Below are 19,228 nucleotides of genomic sequence, written 5' to 3'. Positions count from 1 at the left end.
CTTTCCCCTGATCCGCAGGGACAGCCGACACGCCAACAGAGTGACCGGGATCACATTCTTCGCATTGCTAAAGTTTTGACCTGCGACGAGGTCTCGATCCGGCAACGCCGTCCCCGGATTTTCGATCACGGAATGATAACGAAGCAGGGCTATCTGATGTAGCGTCGGCGCGGACTCAACGGGCGAACGCCCATCTACAGGAGGTCACCGCCTTGGGTAAGCATTCGGCACCAAAGAAGACGTCGACGCTGATGACGAAGTGGCGCTCGCCGTACGCTCTGGCCGCGCTTGTGCCCGTCGGGCTGGTCACCGCAGTGGCCGGGGCCCACGCCGGTCAGCAGATCACCGGTGAACCCACGAAGCAGGTGGCCGACAGCGCCGCATCGGCCGCGGTGAGATCGGCGGCGGCCACCGAGGACGTGGCACCTGTGGCCATCCCGGCCGTGGAACAGCTCAGCGCCGAAGCCGAACCGGCCCCCGCACCTGCACCCGAAGCCGTCCCGGCCAGTGTGACCAGCGGCCAGATCCCCCGCATCAATTACCAGGCGTATCACGCCGCCGGTTCGAAGCTGGCGAAAGAACTTCCCGGCTGCGGGGTCTCGTGGCAGTTGATCGCCGGGATCGGCCGCGTCGAATCGACCCATGCGAACAACGGGAAAGCCGATCCCTCAGGCGTCCTGGAGTCACCGATCCTGGGCCCGCTGCTCGATGGCACCCTGGCCGGCAACAACGTCATCCATGACACCGACGGCGGCGAGCTCGACGGAAACCCCTACTACGACCGCGCGGTCGGCCCGATGCAGTTCCTTCCGGAAACCTGGCATCACTACGCCGCGGACGGAAACGGCGACGGTGTCGCCGATCCCCAGAACCTCTTCGACGCGGCCCTGACCACCGGCCGATACCTCTGCGACGGCGGCCTCGACCTCCGTGACCCGGATCAGGTCGTCAAAGCAGTCCTGCGCTACAACAACTCGATGGACTACGTGTCCAAGGTGCGTGGCTGGGCCGAGGGCTACTGACGCGCAACCGGGGTGACCGTCTCCCGCGGCAGCGTCAGGAGCGTGACAACGCTGACGACGATCAGCAGGATCGCACCCACGATCAGGAACGTGGTGATCGCGGCCCCGGGCAGGAACAGCACCACGATGCCGGCGATCAGTGAGATCACGCCGGACCCGATCAGAAACCATTTGGGCGCGTACAGGGCACCGCCGAGTCCCGCGGCGATCTCCTGGATGCCCTGAACGATCCACGAGATGCCGATCACGATGGCCAGCAAGACCAGCGACTCGGCCGGGTTGAACAGACACACGATGCCCGCGATCAGGATGATCGCGCCCATCAGCCCGAGGAAGACCCGCAGCCCGGTGGGCAGCAGCTTTGCCGAGAAAGCCATGGTCAGGCGGTAGATGCCGGTGAAGATCAGGGTGATCCCGAAGAGAACCGCAACCACGACAAGTGTGGGCTCGGGCCAGATCAGGGCCACGATACCGATGATGATCCCGATGACCGCGCTGGCGATGAGTCCGGCCCGCACCGCGTTGCGCAGCTGATCGGGAAACGACTGGGTGACAACAATGTTCGTCATGGCTGGAACTTACCCCGCGAAACCCCTGGTGACACACCAAATCAAGGCAAGTTTGTGCCGTCCGACCGTCCCGTTCATCAGGGGCATCCCCCGATCCGTAGTCTCCCCAGAGCCAACAAAAGCGAGTCCCCGCTCGGTAGAGTGAATCGAAAGGCCTCTATCAAGGAACACCGATGCCCACTCGGCACGACCAGCTGACCCAAATCGACGCCAGAACATACGCTTTCATGCATCTGCCCGGCGGATGGGGGCAGACCAACACCGGCTTGGTGGTCGGCGATGACGCAGCGATGGTGATCGACACGGTCTGGGACCAGGGACGCGCACAGGAAAACGCCGAAGCCTGGGCCTCGGTCAGCGACTTCCCGATCACCGAAGCGGTGAACACCCACTCCGACGGTGACCACTGGTGGGGCAACAACACACTTCCCGAAAGCACCCGCATCACGACGTCGGTGGCCGCGCTGGCGGCGATGAAGGATGACACGCCACCGGGAGCGGTGGCGACGTTCGCCAGAATCGGTGGGCTGGCCCGGTCGATACCCGGGCCGGCCGGTCATCTCGGCGGTTACATGCATCAGGTGACCGGCGGCGCCGACCTCCCCAAGCGTCTACCCCGACTGCCCGACCACACCTTTTCCGACACCGAGGACATCGAGATCGGTGACCGTGTCGCTCATCTCCGCAACTTCGGCCCGGCGCACACACCCGGCGACCTCATCGTCCACCTCCGCGACACCGGCGTCGTTTTCACCGGCGACCTCCTGTTCATCGGTACCACCCCCGTGATTTGGCATGGGCCACTGGTTAATTGGATAACCGCAATCGACCATCTCCTCCAACTCGACGGTGCCACCTACGTCCCCGGGCACGGCCCGATCTGCGGTCGTGCCGAGATCGAGTTGTTGCGGGACTACTGGTTGTGGCTCTCGCAGGCCGCGCGCGACAACCATGCCGCCGGGCGGGCACCGTTGGCAACGGCCCGCGAGTTGGTCCGTACCCCGGAGTTCACGCCCTTCTCGGCATGGGGTTCGCCCGAACGAATCGTGCTGAACCTCAGTACCCTCTACCGACTGTTCGACGGCGCACAGCCGGCGCCGCCCACCATCGTCCGGCGGGCCCGCGCCTTTGCCGACGCCGGCAAACTCCAGCACGGCTGGCTGTCATGAAGATCCGCCGCCTACCCGGGCCCCCATCGTTGGCGATCCTGCACGAACCGTCGAACCGGTGGATCAGCCTTCGCGACGCAATCGGCGCCCGTACCGAACTCGGAGAACTCTCATACCTGCACTCGAATCTGTTGGCGCTCTTGGCTTCCGGTGAGCACTCGCGCGCCAAGATCGTCAATGCCGTCGATCAGGCTGCGAATGCGGGGATCGGGATCGCCGCCGATCCGCCCCCGGCCATCCCTTACTACCCGAGTTCGCTGCGCTGTTCCCTCGGATGGGAAGAGCACTGGATCAAGGCCGCCCATGGCCTCATCCAACGCAATCTGCCTGCCAGCCGCCCCATCATCCGGACCTATGAACGCTTGACGCACAGGGTTTTTCCGCTGCTACGCCCTGGTCCTGCTTTTTATGATCACCCCGTCTACTACACCGGCAACCACCTGTCGGTCATCGGCGACGGCGAACCGATGCCTTGGCCGAGCTACACCGAGGAACTCGACTTCGAACTCGAGTTCGGCATGATCATCGCCCATCCGGTGCGCGATGCCACCCCCAGAACCGGGGCTGCGGCCATCGGGGGCTTCGTGGTGTTCAACGATTTCAGTGCACGTGACATGCAGTGGGACGAACAGCGTCGTGGCGTGTTCGGGCCGGTTGTGAAAGCGAAGACCTTTGGCAGTTCCATCGGCTCGGTGGTGGTCACCGCCGACGAGATCTTGCCCCAGATCGATCGACTGACCGCTTCGGTCCACGTCAACGGGCAGCTGTGGTCGTCCACCGGTACTCACGGATTGCGTTATAGCCCGGGCGAAGTCGTCGCGTGGGCCAGCCAGTCAGAGAACCTGCACTCCGGTGAGCTGATCACCTCCGGCACCCTGCCGTCGGGATGTGGTCTCGAACTCGACCGCTGGATCCGTCCGGGCGATGAGGTGACCCTGACGATCGACGGGATCGGTTCGGTGACCAACACGGTGGCCGATCCCGGCTGAGGCGGGATCGGTCCGGCAGGTGTCTACTCGGGCATCCAGTGTCGCCCGTGTTCCGGTTCGGTCTCCTCCGTTGCCGGTTCGGTCTTGTTGTCACCGCCGCGGGTGACGCCGGCCACCGGTGGCCTGGTGGACAGCATCACGGCAACCGCGGTGGTCAGCGGAACCGACAGCGCAATGGCGATACCACCGACAAAGCTCCGGGCGAGTTCGATCGCCACCAATTCGGTGGTCATCAGCGTCCCGAGAGTCTGACCGGACACCGAAAACAGAAGCAAGAGCGGAAGTGTGCTGCCCGCGTACGCGAACACCAGGGTGTACACGGTGCTGGCGATGTGGTCGCGGCCCACCCGCATCGCAGCGGCAAAGGTCTGCAAGCGATTGCCACCGTCGGCCGCGGAGAGCTCGAACACCGCCGACGCCTGGGTGATGGTCACGTCGTTCAGCACGCCGAGTGCGCCGATGATGAACCCGGCCAACAGGATTCCGTTCACCGAGATGGCGTTGTTATAAATCTGCAGGTTGGTCGACTGCTCCTGCGAGATGCCGGAGATGTGCATGGTCTCGATGGCCAGCCAGGACAAGAAGCCCGCCATCAGCAGTGAGGCCAGCGTCCCGAGTAACGCCGCACTGGTCCGCAGGCTCAGCCCGTGTGCGAGGTAGATGACCACGAACAGAATCGCCGCCGACGACACGATCGCCACTGCCACCGGCGATTTCCCGTCCAGCATCGCGGGCAATGTGAAGCCGAAGAGCACCGCGAAGGCGAAGACGAGACCGATCACCGACCGCAGCCCTCGCCAGGAGGCCACGAGAACGATCGCGAACACAAACACCAACGCCCACACGATGATCGATGTCGAGCGACCGTAGTCGAAGAACGAGTAGCTGTCGCCGGCGACGCCCGCCGAACGCGACAGCTTGATGTTGTCGCCGACCTCCAGGTCGGGCTGACCGGGCAGCGGCTGCCCGAGTTGCTCCGGCGTGAGCTCATCACTGGCGGAATCCTGCTCGATCCCGGCCTGAACCCGGTTCGTGGGGACCTCGATCAGGGTGTTGGCGCCCTCGTTCGGTCCCGAGGTCAGCCGTACGGTGTTCTGGATGCACGGGCCGTCTTTGACGGACCGCACCACGGGATCACCGGCGAAGACCTGCCCGGCCTGCTGATTGAGGCAGTCGGACGTGGCCTGTGCCACCACCTGCCCGGATTCGACCTGGATGGAACCACCACCGACAGCCTGGAAGTTCACCGGGATGTCGTGGTCCCGATCGCCGGGCCAGAGCAGAACCAGACCGAGAACGACGGCAACTGCGGACGCGATCAGCAGTCCGACGACCACCTTCGCCACGTTCGGGTGCAGGTCCACCGGCCCCAGCTGATGGTGGTGGTGTCGGGGCGACTCGTCGCGACGAGAGGGTCGGCTCACCCCGGTCACATTAGTGGTCGCGCCCGGCCACGACCCGCCCGATCGGGTTTACCGTGGGAATGCACGCAATTCAACTGCTGAAGAAAGGACAGGAGGTCACCATGAAACGCTCATTCTCCGCGGCAGCGGCAGCAATCCCCGTGGTGACGGTCGGGCTCATCGGAGGAGTCGCCGCCCCGGCGCAAGCCGCCCCCACACAGATCTGTACGCAAGCCTGGTCCGACAAGGACACCGGGTCGAGCACCGCCAAATCGAATAACGCGATATTGCGGAGCGGCCCGGACAACACCTGCCGCGAAGTGGCCCGGGTCCCGGGAGGCGTCTCCCTGGATTTCGACTGCTACATCATCAACAGTGCAGGTAAGAAGTTCACCCACGTCCAGTTCTCCGACGCCGACAAACAGGGCTGGCTCTCACACGTCTACCTCGAACAGGGCAGCAACACACGCTGCTGACCTGACACCATCTCTGCGCCGAAATCGGTGAACCCGCCGCGACGGGACACCGGATGCGCCAGAGTGGACATGTGCTCGACGAAATGCAGCGTGAGGCCACCGAGCTTTTCGAAGCCGGCGAATACGAACACGCGCTTGCGGAGTTCTCGGTGCTCAAAGAGATCCGGTGTCGCCGGGAAGGCCCCTACTCGCTGAAGTGCCTCTCGAATCTGCATGACGTCATCCGCTGTCAGGTGCGCCTGGGGCTGTGGGTCGATTGCGAGCCGCAATGCCGCGATCTGCTCGCGAAGTACACCTTCACGCACGGACCGACCGACCCCGACACCCTCGACGTCGTCGAACACATGGCCAGGACGTTGGACGCACTCGGACGCACCGACCAGGCCGCCGAATTGTGCGAACGCACCGCCGACGTCCTGACAGCAGGCGGTCAACACCGCAAAGCGCTGTCCTTCCGCGACGCCGCGATCCGCTATCAGGCAGAAACCACAAAACCCGCAGTTCGCTGACACCCCCCGCTCACCCCGCGGTTCGGCACGCTCGACGGGGGCCGGGGTGGGCGGCCATGCTTAGATACAAGTTGTGTCCAAGGAGTTGTCCGCCTCTGAGCGCGCATATCAACAGGTGAAGGGCCAGATCCTGGCCGGGACGCTGGCCGGCGGCGAGCTGATCAGCGAAGGCGAGATCGCCACGATGCTCGGCACCTCGCGCACGCCGGTCCGCGAAGCCTTCCTGCGCCTCGAGGCCGAGGGCTGGATGAAGCTCTATCCGAAACGGGGCGCACTGATCGTGCCGGTCCCCGCCGACGAGGCCGAGCACGTGATCACCGCACGGTTCGTGGTCGAGACCGCCGCCGTGCGGATGCTCGCCTCCCGCGACCGCACGTCGCTGATGACGGATCTCCGCGCCGCGCTCGGCAGGCAGGCCGCGCACGCCGACGCCGATGAGGTCGACGAGTTCACCATCGCCGACGCCGCCTTCCACCGAATGTTCGTCGAGGCCGCGGGCAATCCGCTGCTCGAAGGGTTCTACGACACCCTCCGGGATCGTCAGCTGCGCATGACGAGCACCTCCGTCCAACGGGATCGCGCCCAGATGCAGCGGATCATCTCCCAGCACACCGAACTCGCCGAACTCATCGAAGCCGGTGACGCCGATGGATTCACGACGTCACTGGCCGCGCATCTGAACGCGGTCCACAATCTCCGCACGCCGCTGCCCTCCGATGGGACACCGGCATGAGGGACTGGCGCGGTGTTGCCGCGGCAATGTTCGCGATCGCCTGGGGCGGAAACGAGTTCACGCCGCTGCTGGTGTTCTACAAGCATGAGTACGGGATGGCCGGACCGACCGTCGATGTCCTGCTGTTCGCCTACGTGGTCGGCATGGTGCCCGCGTTGCTGATCGGCGGACCGCTCTCCGACCGATTCGGCCGCCGACCGCTGATGCGCCCCGCCGCGTTCATCGCCGCCGCCGGATCATTGGTCCTGGCGGTGGCGACGGACTCCGTCCCGCTGCTCGCCGTCGGCCGCATCCTCAGTGGCATCGCCATCGGACTGGCGATGGCGGTCGGCACCAGCTGGCTCAAGGAGCTCTCCGGTCCTCCGTTCGACCCCGCCGGCACCGGTAACGGCGCCCGCCGAGCCGCGATGAGCCTGACCGCGGGCTTCGGCGTCGGCGCCGCCTTCGCCGGAACGATGGCGCAATGGGGTCCGTGGCCGCACGCGTCGTCATACGTGGCGAACGCGGCGATCTGCCTGATCGCCGCGGCCTGGCTGTGGTCGGTTCCGGAAACTCGACGCCTTGCGACCCAGAAGACGCGGCTGTTGCATGACCTGCGGATCCCGTCCCTTCGCGATCGGCGATTCCTGCTGGTCGTGGTCCCATTGGCGCCCTGGGTGTTCGGTACCGCCATCGGATGCCAGGCGATCCTGCCGACCCTGATCGCCCCCGAGGTCGATGCCGCCCCGATGGCGTTCGCGGCACTGATCTCGGCGGTCACATTGACCTGCGGCTTCACCATTCAATCCGCCGGCCGCCGGATCGACCGGGCCGATTCGGCCCGGGCCAGTCAGGTGGCGCTGCTCCTGATGATCGTCGGGATGGGCGCGGCCGCACTGGCCTCGGCCCTGCTGACCATCTGGGCGGTGCTGGTCGCGGCGGTGATCCTGGGTGCGGGCTACGGCATCGCACTGGTCGCCGGATTGTCCGAGGTGCAGCGCATCGCCGGCCCCCGCGACCTCGCCGGTCTCACCGCGGTCTACTACGCCCTGACCTACCTCGGGTTCGCCATCCCCGCAACCCTGGCCTACCTGCACGAATACCTCCCGGCGGTCACCTATCCGCAGATGTTCGGGTTCGGTGCGGTCGCGGCAACACTCACCCTGGCGGTGATCACGCGCCAGTCCCGCAAGAACCTGCCGTCCACCGCGCCCGACACCCAGGGCAACAAGATCACCGCAGGTCTGGAACTATCGAATGGTGTCTGACCCGAGCTACTTCACCCTCGACGCCGATGGCGTCACGCTGATCCCGACCACGTGGGCGCGCAGCGCATGGGGACCGAACTCGTTGAACGGTCCCGCGGTCTGCGCCGCCGCCGCGCACGCTCTCGAACGCGACTACGCAGATCCCGAGTTCGTCCCCTCCCGGTTGACGATCGATCTGTTCAAGGCGGCACGCAACGAGCCCACGGTGGTGAACACCCGGAAGGTCCGGTCCGGCCATCGGATCGTCGTCGCCGACGCCGAGGTGATGCAGGGCGAGGTGATGGTCGCCCGGGCATCCATCGTGTTCCTGCGTCGGTCGGCCCCGCCTCCCGGAAACGAGTGGCGTCCGGAGTCGACGTTCACGCCGCCGGACAACGCATTCGACAACAAGCCCCGTCACCCCTACGTGCACACCGACGGCAACGAGTGGAGCCAGAGCATCGGCGGGCATCAGAACGTCGAACGGAAGCGGGCCTGGAGCACCGGCATGGGCGTGCTGCCCGGAGAGCCGTGTTCACGCCTCGTCCACGCGGTCCAGTGCGCCGAGTCGACAAGTCTGGTCACCAATCTAGGTACCGAGGGCATCGGTTACATCAACTGCGACCTCACGATGGCGTTGTCCCGCATCCCCGAGGGTCACGAACTCGGGGTCGAGGCCGACAACCACATCACGGCGGACGGGATCTCCGTCGGAACCGCAACGCTGTATGACCGAAAAGGGCCATTCGGAACCGGTATGGTCACCGCAGTCAGCAATGCTGCGGCGCAGATCGACTTCTCGGTGCGCAAGGGACTGCTGTAGGACCGAAAGGCGCGACCCCCATGGAGATGGCGACCCTGGAAACCGGAGTTGTGCTGGGTTGCAAGCGCGTCGGTGAAGGTCCCACCGTCCTGCTGAACGGTGGGCTCGGGATGCCGTCGATGGTGTGGGAGATCTGCGGACTCACCGATTCGCTGGTCGATGCCGGATTCAGCGTGATCTCCTATCACGCCAGGGGACTGTCGCCCTCGTCCGCGCCACCCGCGCCGTATTCGGTCGCCGACCTCGCCGAGGACGCCTGCGGTCTCCTCGATCACTTCGACGTCCCGCAGGCGCTGGTTGTCGGGTTCTCGATGGGCTGTTACACAACTCAGATGATGCTGCGCACTCGACCCGAATTGGTCAGCGCAGCAGTATTTTTCGCCGGCCTACAACCGAGTCCGATCGGCGCCCTCGTCGGCGAGATGGAACTGGCCCTCATCGAGCAGATCGGTGAGATACCGCGGGCAGTACTGGTTTTCGAGCAGCTCATGACCACGCTGCACACCACACTCCTGCAGGATCCGCGCACGGTGGCCGGCTGGCGACAGGCACTCACCGATTCCGACGGCGGGTGGTCGAGTCCGGAAGGTTTTGCCGGACAACTCAATGCCTCATACAACTGGATCAAGGCCGCAGAGCCCTTGCCGGAGCATCTGGCCGCGATCGACGTCCCCACCCTGGTCCTCGCCTTCGAGCACGACCTGTTCTTTCCCCCGGAACCGAACGAGGCAACCGCGCGCCTGATCCCGGGATCACAGTTCGCCCAGATCGACGGTGCCGGCCACGGGGGGCTTTTCACCGGCCCGGGTGACAGCGTCGAACGGATCACCGAGTTCTGCGCCCGTCACCGCTGAGTGCAGTCCGGGCCCGGGCGCACCCTTTCATCACCTCACAGCGGCTGGCCGTCCCACTCATGGTCGTGCATGAATCCCTCGGCCAGGCCCACCCGGTATCGAAGCGAGTTCTGCAGGATGTTGCCCACCGCAAGTGGAACACCGAGGAATGGCCCGATGTCGTCCCGTCGGGTGATGATCTCGTCCGTGTTCCGGAAATCCCGCGCAAAGCCGCGCAGCGTGTTCCCTTCCAGCGCCGATTTGCGCCACCCATAGAGCAGCATCCCCGCGCCGACCATCTTCCGGACATCGGGATCAGGCGTGATGACGTCCTCGTTCTCGCCGAAGAACGCGAGGTCGACGCGGTTGTGCGCCTCGAACATCAGGATCCCGCTGGTGGAGCGCGGGTTGCATTCGATGGTGTACAAACCACCGCCCGGATCCTCGATGAAATCGAATCCGATTTGCCCGGTGAAGTTTGTTTCTTTCACCCTTTTGGTCACCCATTCGGTGATCCCGGCGTGCTCAACCGACTCAAACGTAAGACACGAGTGACCGTCAATTGCGTAACGAACCGGATATATCGCGTGAGCATGAATACGCCCCTCATGACATACCGAATACGTGCAGTATTTGTTGCCTTTGAGCCACTCCTGCGCCAGCCACGGATTGGCCGGGTCGAATTGGATACCTTCCGGCATCTGCCCCGGGGTCACTTTGTACACCTGCTGCGAACCGCGCGAGTAGACCTGCTTCAGCGCGAAGGGCTTGTCGAAATCCAGCGCCTCGAACTCTTCGACGGATCGCACCTGCGCGTACTTCAGCGTGGGGACACCGAGCGCGTCGAGCAGAACCTGATATTCAAACTTGTTGTGCAGCCGGAACTCGGTCTCGAAATCCGAGAGCAGCAGCCGGCATTCCGGCGGAAACTGATCGCGCGCCATCGCCAGGATGTCGGTCTCCTCGTGGATGGGTATGACCATGTCGATGGATTCGGATCGGACCAGTCGCGCTATTTCCGCGATGTACTCTTTCGGCTCATATTTGGGCCGCGGTACGCGAAATACTTTTTGCACGGAATTGGAGAATCGACTGACTGGAAATGGGACCGAATCAGCGATGTACACATCGTGTCCACCAGCATTCATCAACCTCGCGAGATCGAGTGTGAGAAACGACCGGCCGAACGTTATGAGGACCTTTTTGCCGCTACGGTCGGACATCACACCTCGCAGGAAAACCGGGAAATGGCTGCACTCGCAGCATGGTAGCTTAAAATTCGCTGCATAACAGTTGCCTGGTGTATGCCACCATGCGCGCGAGGAAGAAGGTGTCCGGATGTTCCTGATCGGCGTCCTCTTCGCGAGCGCTGCCGCCGTGGCGTACGGCGTCTCGACCGTATTGCGGGCTTTCGGCGCCCGCAAGGCGGCGGTCGCGGCCCGCGACGCCGACAAGCAAGATCAGCTCACCAGTGAGGGCGGCCCCTCGGTCACCTCCACCCTCGACACCTTCAAGACACGCGAGTTCATCATCGGGACATCACTGGTGGTGATCGGGTTCGGCGCCGGAGCGGTGGCCGCCCGTTTCCTCCCGCTGTTCCTGTCACAGACGATCGTGTCGGCCAACCTGATCGTGACGGCCCTGCTCGGTACCGCGATCCTCGGGATCGGTCTGCACGGCCGTGACTGGGTTGCCATGTGCGTTGTCGTCTTCTCGCTGTGCGCGCTGGGCATGTCGTCTTCACACACGAGCGGTGGTGGCGAGGAGATCAGCTTCCACTGGGGCCTGTTCGGCGCCACCTGCATCCTGGCGATCGTGGCGTTGCTTGCGGTCTACCGCCTCGGTAAACGCGGGGCCATCGTCGGTGGCGCCGCTGCCGGCCTCCTGTTCGGCATCATCGCGATCTCGGTCCGCATCCTGCGCGGCGTCGATCCGTTCGACATCGTCACCCTGCTCACCGATCCGGCCGCCTGGACGATCGCGGTCGCCGGCGCGGTGGGCTTCTACGTCCAGACCGTCGCCCTGCAACTCGGACAGGTCAACGGGGTCACCGCCCTTTTGGTCGTGGGCGAGACCGCGGGCCCCGGGATCATCGGCGTGATCTTCCTGGGCGACAGCGCCAAACCCGGACTCGCCTGGCTGGCGTTCCTCGGATTCATCGGCGCCGTGGTCGGGGCCATGCTGGTGGCGCTCTACAGCTCCGTGGACGCCGACCACTTCGGCGAAGCCGAACCGGACCCGGGCGGATGGAGTCTGCGACGTTCCAAGCGCGGAGTATCCAAGGGCGCCGGCTCTGACAACACGCCCTCGGCAGCGGATCCGGGCAACACCGACGCCTTACGCGACCAAGGCTGAGTCAGATGCCGAGAAACTCCTGGTCCTTGCTCATCCGGCGGGCGGCCAAGAGCTTGTCGCCCCGACCGACCACCACCACCGCGAATGCCGCCAGTCCCCAGCCGAGCAGGATGTCGAGCACGTAATGCTCGGCGGTGTAGACGAGCGTGAAGGCCATCGCGAATGCGTAGCCCACGAACAACGTTCGCGCCAACGCCCCCACCCTGGGCCACATGAACAGCGCCAGGAACATCGTCAGACCGGCGTGTAGCGACGGGATCGCGGCCACCAGGTTCGCCTTCGCCTGACCGAGCCGCAGCAGCCCGGACGCCGCGTGGATGTCCAGGACGTCCCAACCCCTGGCCGAGATCCGCTCCACGTACGGCTCTGCACCCTCGTGCCGGGGCGCCACCTCGCCCAGCATCCCGCCGCCCTCATAGGGAGCGCGGTCCATGCAGTCCGGATGCCGCGGATTGTCGGTCACCTCGGCGGCCGAACACTGCGCGGCGGCCCACGGCGGCGCAGCGGGCACCAGGGTGTACCCGACCAGCGCCAGGAACGTCGTCAGCAGGAATCCGATCGCATACCGCCGCCAGGCGTGCCGGTCGCGGAGCCAGAGCAACGCCGCGGCCGCGTACGGGACGATGAAGTACGACATGTAGACAACGCTGGTGATCACCTCCCACCAGGGCGGTTCGGCCGCCTTGAGGTGGGTCTGCAGGAATGCCGTCGGGTTCACCCCGAACATCCACTGATCGAAGTCGACGGCCGGCGACCACTGGGTGGGCATGTCCATCCACTGGGCGATATTGCGGGTGAAGTCGTACAGCAGCAGGATCAACGCGAACGGCAGCCAGTCGATGACCACCGTGATGACCCGCCGACGTCCGATGCTCGCCGCCGCCAGTCCGGCACACAGAAGCAGCAACAGGCGCGTCCGGTCGAAGGCCAGTCCGAGGTAAGCGAGGTGCCAGATCACCACCGCCAGCCACGCGGTGAGCGCGACGGCCCGCCACAGTCTCAGATCTCCCAGGCGGGTGCGCCACGACCGGTCGGAGACCGGACGACCGGCGATCGCCGCGTCGGACCGATCGGCCTCCTGCGTGCTCATGAAGCCACGTTGTCATCGAAGGCCTGCTGTTGGCCAAGAATTCGCGAAAACGTTCCCGCCAGGAAACAGACATTTATCGCCTGGGCGGCTCGGCCCGAAAATACCAACACCGGAAGTGGCGTGAGTCACACTGATTGGACACGCAACCGACTCGATCCGGAGGCAACGTGCCCAACAAGTATCTGCGATATGGCGATCGGCGCTACATCATCAACAACGAAGCCGAAGCACGCCTGAACCGGACCTTGGAAGCCGTCTACGCCGATGGCAGTCGCGGTCACCAGTGGCTCAGCCTGTACCGCGACTCCGAGGCGCCCTGCCGACTGCTCATCGCGACCGGTGTGCCCATCACCATCGAGACCGAGATCTGTCTGGACGACTGAGCCGGCGGACGCCTGTTCGATGTGCGAACAGCCCTCGATACGCTCTGCAGTTGTGGACACGGCCGAAGCGGAAGACACCGAAGCCACCTACCGCACCTCACAGCTGATCACCTACATCGGTAACAAACGCCAACTGCTGGTCCTGATCGACGAGGCGCTGGCGCAGGTACAGGAACAGGTCGGCAGGAAGCTCGTGACACTCGACGCGTTCTCCGGAAGCGGGGTGGTCTCGCGGCTGGCGAAGGCCCGGTCGAAATCGGTCATCGCGAACGATCTGGAGAGCTACGCCCGGGTGATCAGCGAGTGCTACCTCACCAACGCCTGCGAGATCGACCCGGCACTGCTCACCGCGACCGTCGACGAGATCAATCAGATCGTCGAATCCGGCTACCGGACAAGCGGTTTCATCGCCGAGCATTACGCACCCGCAGACGACAACCGGATCGCACCGGGCGAACGGGTCTTCTACACGAGCGAGAATGCTCGACGCCTGGACGCCTACATCCACCTCATCCACGGGCTCGACGAACCGTTGCGCACCCTGTTGCTCGGACCACTGCTGTCGGCAGCATCGGTCCACGCCAACACCTCTGGCGTGTTCAAGGGCTTCTACAAAGACCGGGAGACCGGGATCGGACGATTCGGCGGCAGCGGCGCCGACGCCCTGGGACGCATCACCGGAACCATCACCCTGCGTCCACCGGTCCTGAGCAGTCACCATTGCGAGCGCCGGGTCCTGCAGACCGACGCAGCGGCATTGCCCGCATTGGTCGGCGGCGTCGACGTGGCCTACCTGGACCCGCCGTACAACCAGCACCCCTACGGCTCGAACTACTTCATGCTCAACCTGATCGCCGACAATCGCGTGCCCACCGCCATGAGCCCGGTCTCGGGCATCCCCGGCGACTGGAACCGCTCGGGCTACAACGTGCGTTCGGTTGCCGCCGGGCTGTTGCGGTCACTGATCGACGGACTGGACGCGAGGTATCTGCTGATCTCGTTCAACGACGAGGGGTTCATCGCCCCGGAACAGATGCGTGACATGCTCGAACCCATCGGGGCGGTCACCGAATTCACGCAGCGGTACAACACATTTCGCGGCAGCCGCAATCTCCGGGGCAGGAGTGCCCACGTCACCGAGCACCTCTACCTCGTGGAGCGGTCCTGATCTACAGCGGATAGCGCGCCCGGTACACCGCGTGGTCGCGCCGGGCCTCGATGTCGTGGGTGTGCTGGTCGGAGATTCGCGGGATCGCGCGCATCGACACGATCGCCAACACGACCAGGGCCAGCAGGCAGCCGCCGGCAACAGCACTTTCCACATAGTGTTCGCTCGCCAACGCGAGAAGCGTCAGAGCCGCGGCCGCCGCCCCTGCCAGACCGGCAAAGTAGGCCAGCCAACCAGCCGGCCAGACCGCGAGCCTGCGGACATGTAGTGAGGTTCCCGAATGCATGACAGCTCCCATCTCCTGCCCCAACCGTGATGCACATCACTATTGAGTCATCGTACGCTGCCGACAAGAACGGCGGCATCACTCATACCCCAGTACCGTCAAGCAGATGGAAAGTGTTTTGGTGAGGGCACGCGATGCGATCTTGCGCCGGGGAGAAAGGGTCTTCAACCAGTACCCCGTCCGCGATCTCCCCGACGGTCACATGGTTTACCTGCCCGGGCGGGGTTCGACGTACGTGACGGACTCCGGGCCGAAGGACAAACCGACGATCTTCCTGCTGCATTCGGTGATGACCAACGGACTGCTGTGCTGGTATCCGCTGATCCCCGAACTCAACAAGGAGTTCCGCGTGATCACACTCGACCTGCGGTGGCATGGTCGCGGCATCCGCGACAAGCCGTTCGACCTCGACGACTGCGCCGACGACGTGGTCGCGCTCGCCGACGTCCTGGGTATCGAGACCTTCACCGCCGCCGGATTCTCGATGGGCGGCGGTGTGGCCCAGCTGGCCTGGCACCGGCATCCGGGCCGCGTAGAAGGGTTGATCCTGTGTTCCACCGGCCCGTTCTTCGGCAGCCACGACCCGAAGCGTCAGACCAACATGTCGAACATCGGCCGGATCATGAAGATCATCCATCCGCCGCACGTACGGCCGAATGCCGCCAAGCTCGACGATCGATCGGTCCCGGACTCGTTGTGGGCCATGCGGCAGTTCCTGGCGACGCCCCTGTCCCGTCTCGGACCGCTCGGCGACGGCATGTCCGTCTTCGATTCCCGCCCCTGGCTGGCCGAGATCGACGTGCCCAGCGCTGTCCTGATCTCGACGAAGGACCGGGTGATCCCGCCATCGCGGCAACGCCTGCTTGCCGACAACATCCCCGGCATCAAGGCCTTCGAGGTCCACGGCGGTCATGCCTGCTGCGTACTCGAGGCCGACGAGTTCGTCCCGGTCTTCATGGAGGCAGCCCGGGAGGTCGCGCTCGTCCCCGCCGCGAGCGACGCCTAGGCGCAGGCGGCCAGGAGCGCTTTGACCTCGTCTTCGAAGGCCTGCATCAACGGCCAGGGATCGGGGACGAGTTCTTTGCAGGCGATGACGCCGACGTTGAGTTGCCCGTCGAGGGAGAACACCGTGATGTTCATGCCCGCACCGTGGAACACCGGCCCGAGCGGGTACATCCCCTCGATCTTCGCGCCGAGGTAGTACATCGGGAAATCGGGCCCGGCCACATTGGAGATCACCAGGTTGTAGATCACCGGATGCCGATCGGCCAGTTCCTGTGATGCGTACAGCCGCATCGCCATACCGATGGTCGCCGGCGGCACGAATTGCGCCCAGCCCCGGAACAGGTTCGAGTCCATCGAGCCGTGATGCTCCTTGGATTTGCGGACCTGCTCACCGACGGTCGTGATGCGCTCGATCGGGTCGGCGATGTCGGTGGCGAGTTTGGTGAACATGCCGGTGACCTTGTTGGTGCCCTGTGTCACCAGGTCGTCGTCGTTGTCGCCGTGGACCGACACCGGGACCATCGCGACCAGCGGCTGGTCGGGAAGTTCCCCGAGATCGTCGAGGTAGCTTCGCAGCGCCCCCGCGCAGACGCTCAGGACGACATCGTTGATCTTGACGCCGAAGTGGTCCTTGATGCGTTTGACGTCCGACAGGGACACCTGTGTGTAGGCCAGGCTCCGATGGCCCGTGATCGATTTGTTGAACGGCGTGCGCGGCGCCCGGAACGGTAGCGGCATCGCCTCGTTGCGGCGGGCTCGTGAGATCCAGTCGAACGGCACCTGCGCAGTCTTGGGCAGCAGCCGCGCGAAGCTCAGCGGCCTGCGCGCCACCTGGAGCGCACCATCGACCGCGAGCCCGGCGAGCGAGGCGTCCCCGGCCGAGGAGGCCATGGCCTCCTCGTCCAGCTCGGGTTCCTCAGGAGTGATGGTGCACAGCTTGGCCAGCAGGTCCGCGGCGCTCACCCCGTCGACGCTGGCGTGGTGCATCCGGAGCAGCACCGCGATCTTGCCGTCGGCGAGCCCCTCGATGACCCACATCTCCCACAGCGGTTTGCTGCGGTCCAGCGGCACCCCGGCGATGTGCGCACAGAAATCTGCCAGTTCGTGGCGTCCGCCCGGTGGTGGGACGGCCACCCGGTGGACGTGGCTTTCGATGTCGAAATTCCGGTCCTCCACCCACACCGGGTGATCGATGTTCAGGATCGAATCCCGAAGCTTCCGACGGAATGTCGGGAGTCCGGCGATCCGGCGGTCGAGTACATCGCGCATCTTCTCGAACGAATATCCGCCCTCGACGGTATCCGGGTCGAGTTCGATCAGCCCGACGATGTGCATCAACTGCGATCGTGATTCGAGATAGAGAAATGAGGCGTCCAGACCGCTCAAACGTTCCACGTTTACTCCCCCACAACAGTTCGTCCGACAGGGTGTTACGGATCTCCACTCTGCCCCTAATCGTCGCCAAATATCCGTGGATCGGCGATGAGAAACACTCTCGCAGGCGGAGCCTCCTAAGCTGTGCTCATGCGCATAGGTGCCCACGTACGACAAGACAGCGATCCAATCGGCCGCGCCGAGGAGCTCGGCGCCGAATTGCTACAGATGTTTGTGACCGATCCACAGGGCTGGGAAAAGCCGAAGCCCCATCCGCTGGCAGAACAAATCCGCAACTCCCCGATCGATGTTGTGGTCCACAGCTCGTACATGATCAACGTCGCGAGCCTCAACAACCGGCTCCGGATGCCGTCACGTCAGGCAGTGATCAACCAGGCCATCGCCGCCGCCGAACTCGGTGCGTTCGGGTTGGTGGTGCACGGCGGACATCTACGTGACGACGAAGACGCGAAGGACGGATACGAGAACTGGCGCAAGCTATTCGAGCGGGCGAACGACAAGGGCGGATTTCCCGTCCCGATCCTGATCGAGAACACCGCGGGCGGCGATCATGCGATGGCCCGCACCCTGGAGAACATCGAACGGCTGTGGGATGCGGTCGGCGATTACGAGAGCGCCGGCTTCTGCCTCGACACCTGCCATGCATGGGCGGGCGGCGAAGATCTCGTCGACATCGTCGAGCGGGTCAAGGCCATCACCGGGCGGATCGACCTGATCCACCTGAACAATTCACGCGACGAGTTCGACTCCGGCCGCGACCGTCACGCCAACCTCACCGACGGCCACATCGACCCCGATGTCCTGGTCGCGGTGGTGAAGGCAGCCGGTGCCCCGGTGATCCTCGAGACACCCGAGGACGGTCTCGCCGACGATCTGACCTATCTGCGTGAGGCATTGGCCTGACACAGCGTCAGAGCTCGTGATTTCCGCTGCCGTGGATCTCCCGCCGGATCGCCTGCATCCTCTGATCGAGGATGTTGGCGGTATCGGCGGCCTCGGCGAGCTCGTCGAGGAGATGGGCGGGCACGGTGCGATCGTATTTGTAATAGATCTTGTGCTCGAGGCTGGCCCAGAAGTCCATCGCGATGGTTCGGATCTGTAGTTCGACCTTCACCGGCAACTGGCCGGTGCTCAGGTTCACCGGCGTCTCGACGATGGTGTGCAGTCCGCGGTACCCGTTCGGTTTGGGATGCGCGATGTAGTCCTTGGTGTGCAGGGTTTTCACGTCGGGTTGCGCACACAGCAGCTCGGTGAGCCGATAGGCGTCGGCGATGAACGTGCACGACACCCGGACGCCGGCGATGTCGTCGATCCGATCCTGCAGGGAGCCGGGGTCCATCGGGATGCCGCGTCGCCGGGCCTTGGCGAGCAGGCTCTCGGGGGTCTTGACCCGCGCACTGATGTGTTCGATCGGGTTGTAGTCGTTGAGGTAGGCGAACTCGTCGCGCAGGATTTCCAGCTTGGTGACGATCTCCTTGATCGCGAACTGGAACGGCAGCATGAACTTCTGCAGGCGATCACCGATCTCGAGGAGCTCGGTCCCCACACCTTCACTGCTCTTCACCGCGTCAGACATGACATCCATGGTGCCCGACCTGCCGACCACGCCGCCGGTGAGCCATCTCGGCCTGGACCCCCGATATGTCGCGCATCACATTCGTTGATGTACAGAGCGTTTGTGCGACGTGGTAAGCGGATGTATATTCACAGTTGTTACTGGTGAGTAACTTACTGTGCAGTCCACCAACCGAGTACTCGCCACAATCAATAGCCGTTCGACGATTGCAAAGGATT

Annotated in this window: 21 protein-coding genes; 14 read left to right on the top strand and 7 right to left on the bottom strand. The window is 64.5% G+C overall.

What is annotated here, in order from left to right:
- Window positions 1–212 precede the first annotated feature (212 nt).
- Complete coding sequence (locus AC51GR_RS00685) at window positions 213–1,022, top strand: lytic transglycosylase domain-containing protein (RefSeq protein ID WP_496322705.1); 810 nt, start codon at window positions 213–215, stop codon at window positions 1,020–1,022.
- On the opposite strand, the gene AC51GR_RS00680 is transcribed toward AC51GR_RS00685, so the two are convergent.
- Window positions 1,016–1,591, bottom strand: coding sequence for an HdeD family acid-resistance protein (locus AC51GR_RS00680; protein ID WP_496322704.1), 576 nt, complete (start codon window positions 1,589–1,591; stop codon window positions 1,016–1,018). The genes AC51GR_RS00685 and AC51GR_RS00680 overlap by 7 nt on opposite strands.
- A 173-nt stretch (window positions 1,592–1,764) precedes the next feature.
- Between AC51GR_RS00680 and AC51GR_RS00675 the strand changes: the two genes are divergently transcribed.
- Both AC51GR_RS00675 and AC51GR_RS00670 read left to right on the top strand, forming a co-directional pair.
- Window positions 1,765–2,760: an MBL fold metallo-hydrolase gene (locus AC51GR_RS00675; RefSeq protein WP_496322703.1), complete on the top strand. Its 996-nt coding sequence runs from the start codon at window positions 1,765–1,767 to the stop codon at window positions 2,758–2,760.
- The gene (locus AC51GR_RS00670) at window positions 2,757–3,749 is read left to right on the top strand and encodes a fumarylacetoacetate hydrolase family protein (RefSeq protein WP_496322702.1); all 993 of its coding nucleotides are present in this window, start codon (window positions 2,757–2,759) and stop codon (window positions 3,747–3,749) included. Before AC51GR_RS00675 ends, AC51GR_RS00670 begins: the two co-directional genes overlap by 4 nt.
- 23 nt (window positions 3,750–3,772) lie before the next feature.
- Here the strand turns inward: AC51GR_RS00670 and AC51GR_RS00665 are convergent, their stop codons facing one another.
- The gene (locus AC51GR_RS00665; protein ID WP_496322701.1) at window positions 3,773–5,173 is read right to left on the bottom strand and encodes a YibE/F family protein; all 1,401 of its coding nucleotides are present in this window, start codon (window positions 5,171–5,173) and stop codon (window positions 3,773–3,775) included.
- Between the two features lie 101 nt (window positions 5,174–5,274).
- Here AC51GR_RS00665 and AC51GR_RS00660 point away from each other — a divergent pair, with 101 nt between their 5' ends.
- The 6 genes from AC51GR_RS00660 to AC51GR_RS00635 all read left to right on the top strand — a co-directional run bounded on the left by AC51GR_RS00660 (window position 5,275) and on the right by AC51GR_RS00635 (window position 9,773).
- Window positions 5,275–5,628 carry a hypothetical protein gene (locus AC51GR_RS00660; RefSeq protein WP_496322700.1) on the top strand — a complete coding sequence of 118 codons (354 nt, stop codon included), beginning with the start codon at window positions 5,275–5,277 and terminating at the stop codon, window positions 5,626–5,628.
- A gap of 53 nt (window positions 5,629–5,681) precedes the next feature.
- Complete coding sequence (locus AC51GR_RS00655; protein ID WP_496322699.1) at window positions 5,682–6,137, top strand: hypothetical protein; 456 nt, start codon at window positions 5,682–5,684, stop codon at window positions 6,135–6,137.
- 73 nt (window positions 6,138–6,210) lie between these two features.
- A complete protein-coding gene (locus AC51GR_RS00650) occupies window positions 6,211–6,870 on the top strand; it encodes a GntR family transcriptional regulator (RefSeq protein WP_496322698.1) in 660 nt (219 codons plus the stop codon).
- Window positions 6,867–8,117 (top strand): MFS transporter, encoded by a 1,251-nt coding sequence (locus AC51GR_RS00645; RefSeq protein WP_496322697.1) that lies wholly within the window; start codon window positions 6,867–6,869, stop codon window positions 8,115–8,117. Before AC51GR_RS00650 ends, AC51GR_RS00645 begins: the two co-directional genes overlap by 4 nt.
- Window positions 8,107–8,919, top strand: coding sequence for an acyl-CoA thioesterase domain-containing protein (locus tag AC51GR_RS00640; RefSeq protein WP_496322696.1), 813 nt, complete (start codon window positions 8,107–8,109; stop codon window positions 8,917–8,919). The genes AC51GR_RS00645 and AC51GR_RS00640 overlap by 11 nt, the downstream gene beginning before the upstream one ends.
- Before the next feature lie 20 nt (window positions 8,920–8,939).
- Window positions 8,940–9,773, top strand: a complete 834-nt coding sequence (locus AC51GR_RS00635; RefSeq protein WP_496322695.1) for an alpha/beta fold hydrolase — start codon at window positions 8,940–8,942, stop codon at window positions 9,771–9,773.
- Between the two features lie 35 nt (window positions 9,774–9,808).
- On the opposite strand, the gene AC51GR_RS00630 is transcribed toward AC51GR_RS00635, so the two are convergent.
- Window positions 9,809–10,975: an ATP-grasp domain-containing protein gene (locus AC51GR_RS00630; protein ID WP_496323332.1), complete on the bottom strand. Its 1,167-nt coding sequence runs from the start codon at window positions 10,973–10,975 to the stop codon at window positions 9,809–9,811.
- A gap of 115 nt (window positions 10,976–11,090) precedes the next feature.
- Between AC51GR_RS00630 and AC51GR_RS00625 the strand changes: the two genes are divergently transcribed.
- Complete coding sequence (locus AC51GR_RS00625) at window positions 11,091–12,107, top strand: DMT family transporter (RefSeq protein WP_496322694.1); 1,017 nt, start codon at window positions 11,091–11,093, stop codon at window positions 12,105–12,107.
- A gap of 1 nt (window position 12,108) precedes the next feature.
- On the opposite strand, the gene AC51GR_RS00620 is transcribed toward AC51GR_RS00625, so the two are convergent.
- Window positions 12,109–13,197: a phosphatase PAP2 family protein gene (locus tag AC51GR_RS00620; RefSeq protein WP_496322693.1), complete on the bottom strand. Its 1,089-nt coding sequence runs from the start codon at window positions 13,195–13,197 to the stop codon at window positions 12,109–12,111.
- Between the two features lie 167 nt (window positions 13,198–13,364).
- On the opposite strand from AC51GR_RS00620, the gene AC51GR_RS00615 reads away from it, so the two are divergent.
- On the top strand, window positions 13,365–13,580 hold the full coding sequence (locus AC51GR_RS00615) for a hypothetical protein (RefSeq protein ID WP_482136089.1): 216 nt from the start codon (window positions 13,365–13,367) through the stop codon (window positions 13,578–13,580).
- Between the two features lie 52 nt (window positions 13,581–13,632).
- The gene (locus AC51GR_RS00610) at window positions 13,633–14,748 is read left to right on the top strand and encodes a DNA adenine methylase (RefSeq protein ID WP_496322692.1); all 1,116 of its coding nucleotides are present in this window, start codon (window positions 13,633–13,635) and stop codon (window positions 14,746–14,748) included.
- Between the two features lies 1 nt (window position 14,749).
- Here the strand turns inward: AC51GR_RS00610 and AC51GR_RS00605 are convergent, their stop codons facing one another.
- Window positions 14,750–15,034, bottom strand: coding sequence for a hypothetical protein (locus AC51GR_RS00605; RefSeq protein WP_496322691.1), 285 nt, complete (start codon window positions 15,032–15,034; stop codon window positions 14,750–14,752).
- A 106-nt stretch (window positions 15,035–15,140) separates the two neighbouring features.
- On the opposite strand from AC51GR_RS00605, the gene AC51GR_RS00600 reads away from it, so the two are divergent.
- Window positions 15,141–16,040 carry an alpha/beta fold hydrolase gene (locus tag AC51GR_RS00600; protein WP_496322690.1) on the top strand — a complete coding sequence of 300 codons (900 nt, stop codon included), beginning with the start codon at window positions 15,141–15,143 and terminating at the stop codon, window positions 16,038–16,040.
- Here the strand turns inward: AC51GR_RS00600 and AC51GR_RS00595 are convergent.
- The gene (locus tag AC51GR_RS00595; protein ID WP_496322689.1) at window positions 16,037–17,434 is read right to left on the bottom strand and encodes a WS/DGAT/MGAT family O-acyltransferase; all 1,398 of its coding nucleotides are present in this window, start codon (window positions 17,432–17,434) and stop codon (window positions 16,037–16,039) included. The two genes, AC51GR_RS00600 and AC51GR_RS00595, sit on opposite strands and share 4 nt — an antisense overlap.
- A 129-nt stretch (window positions 17,435–17,563) precedes the next feature.
- On the opposite strand from AC51GR_RS00595, the gene AC51GR_RS00590 reads away from it, so the two are divergent.
- The gene (locus tag AC51GR_RS00590; RefSeq protein WP_496322688.1) at window positions 17,564–18,337 is read left to right on the top strand and encodes a deoxyribonuclease IV; all 774 of its coding nucleotides are present in this window, start codon (window positions 17,564–17,566) and stop codon (window positions 18,335–18,337) included.
- Window positions 18,338–18,344: 7 nt separating this feature from the next.
- On the opposite strand, the gene AC51GR_RS00585 is transcribed toward AC51GR_RS00590, so the two are convergent.
- Entirely contained in the window at window positions 18,345–19,010 is a 666-nt protein-coding gene (locus AC51GR_RS00585) for a GTP pyrophosphokinase (protein WP_496322687.1), read from the bottom strand.
- Window positions 19,011–19,228 lie beyond the last annotated feature (218 nt).

Source organism: Williamsia sp. z71, assembly GCF_059553375.1.
Note: the sequence above shows the minus strand (reverse complement) of the source record. Positions and strands in the feature narration are given on the sequence as shown.

Excerpts from the sequence above, each read along its gene's own strand:
- AC51GR_RS00680 (WP_496322704.1), bottom strand. The coding sequence starts at position 1,591 with ATGACGAACATTGTTGTCACCCAGTCGTTTCCCGATCAGCTGCGCAAC.
- AC51GR_RS00675 (WP_496322703.1), top strand. The coding sequence starts at position 1,765 with ATGCCCACTCGGCACGACCAGCTGACCCAAATCGACGCCAGAACATAC.
- AC51GR_RS00670 (WP_496322702.1), top strand. The coding sequence starts at position 2,757 with ATGAAGATCCGCCGCCTACCCGGGCCCCCATCGTTGGCGATCCTGCAC.
- AC51GR_RS00660 (WP_496322700.1), top strand. The coding sequence starts at position 5,275 with ATGAAACGCTCATTCTCCGCGGCAGCGGCAGCAATCCCCGTGGTGACG.
- AC51GR_RS00655 (WP_496322699.1), top strand. The coding sequence starts at position 5,682 with ATGCGCCAGAGTGGACATGTGCTCGACGAAATGCAGCGTGAGGCCACC.
- AC51GR_RS00645 (WP_496322697.1), top strand. The coding sequence starts at position 6,867 with ATGAGGGACTGGCGCGGTGTTGCCGCGGCAATGTTCGCGATCGCCTGG.
- AC51GR_RS00640 (WP_496322696.1), top strand. The coding sequence starts at position 8,107 with ATGGTGTCTGACCCGAGCTACTTCACCCTCGACGCCGATGGCGTCACG.
- AC51GR_RS00635 (WP_496322695.1), top strand. The coding sequence starts at position 8,940 with ATGGAGATGGCGACCCTGGAAACCGGAGTTGTGCTGGGTTGCAAGCGC.
- AC51GR_RS00630 (WP_496323332.1), bottom strand. The coding sequence starts at position 10,975 with ATGTCCGACCGTAGCGGCAAAAAGGTCCTCATAACGTTCGGCCGGTCG.
- AC51GR_RS00625 (WP_496322694.1), top strand. The coding sequence starts at position 11,091 with ATGTTCCTGATCGGCGTCCTCTTCGCGAGCGCTGCCGCCGTGGCGTAC.
- AC51GR_RS00620 (WP_496322693.1), bottom strand. The coding sequence starts at position 13,197 with ATGAGCACGCAGGAGGCCGATCGGTCCGACGCGGCGATCGCCGGTCGT.
- AC51GR_RS00605 (WP_496322691.1), bottom strand. The coding sequence starts at position 15,034 with ATGCATTCGGGAACCTCACTACATGTCCGCAGGCTCGCGGTCTGGCCG.
- AC51GR_RS00600 (WP_496322690.1), top strand. The coding sequence starts at position 15,141 with ATGGAAAGTGTTTTGGTGAGGGCACGCGATGCGATCTTGCGCCGGGGA.
- AC51GR_RS00590 (WP_496322688.1), top strand. The coding sequence starts at position 17,564 with ATGCGCATAGGTGCCCACGTACGACAAGACAGCGATCCAATCGGCCGC.
- AC51GR_RS00585 (WP_496322687.1), bottom strand. The coding sequence starts at position 19,010 with ATGTCTGACGCGGTGAAGAGCAGTGAAGGTGTGGGGACCGAGCTCCTC.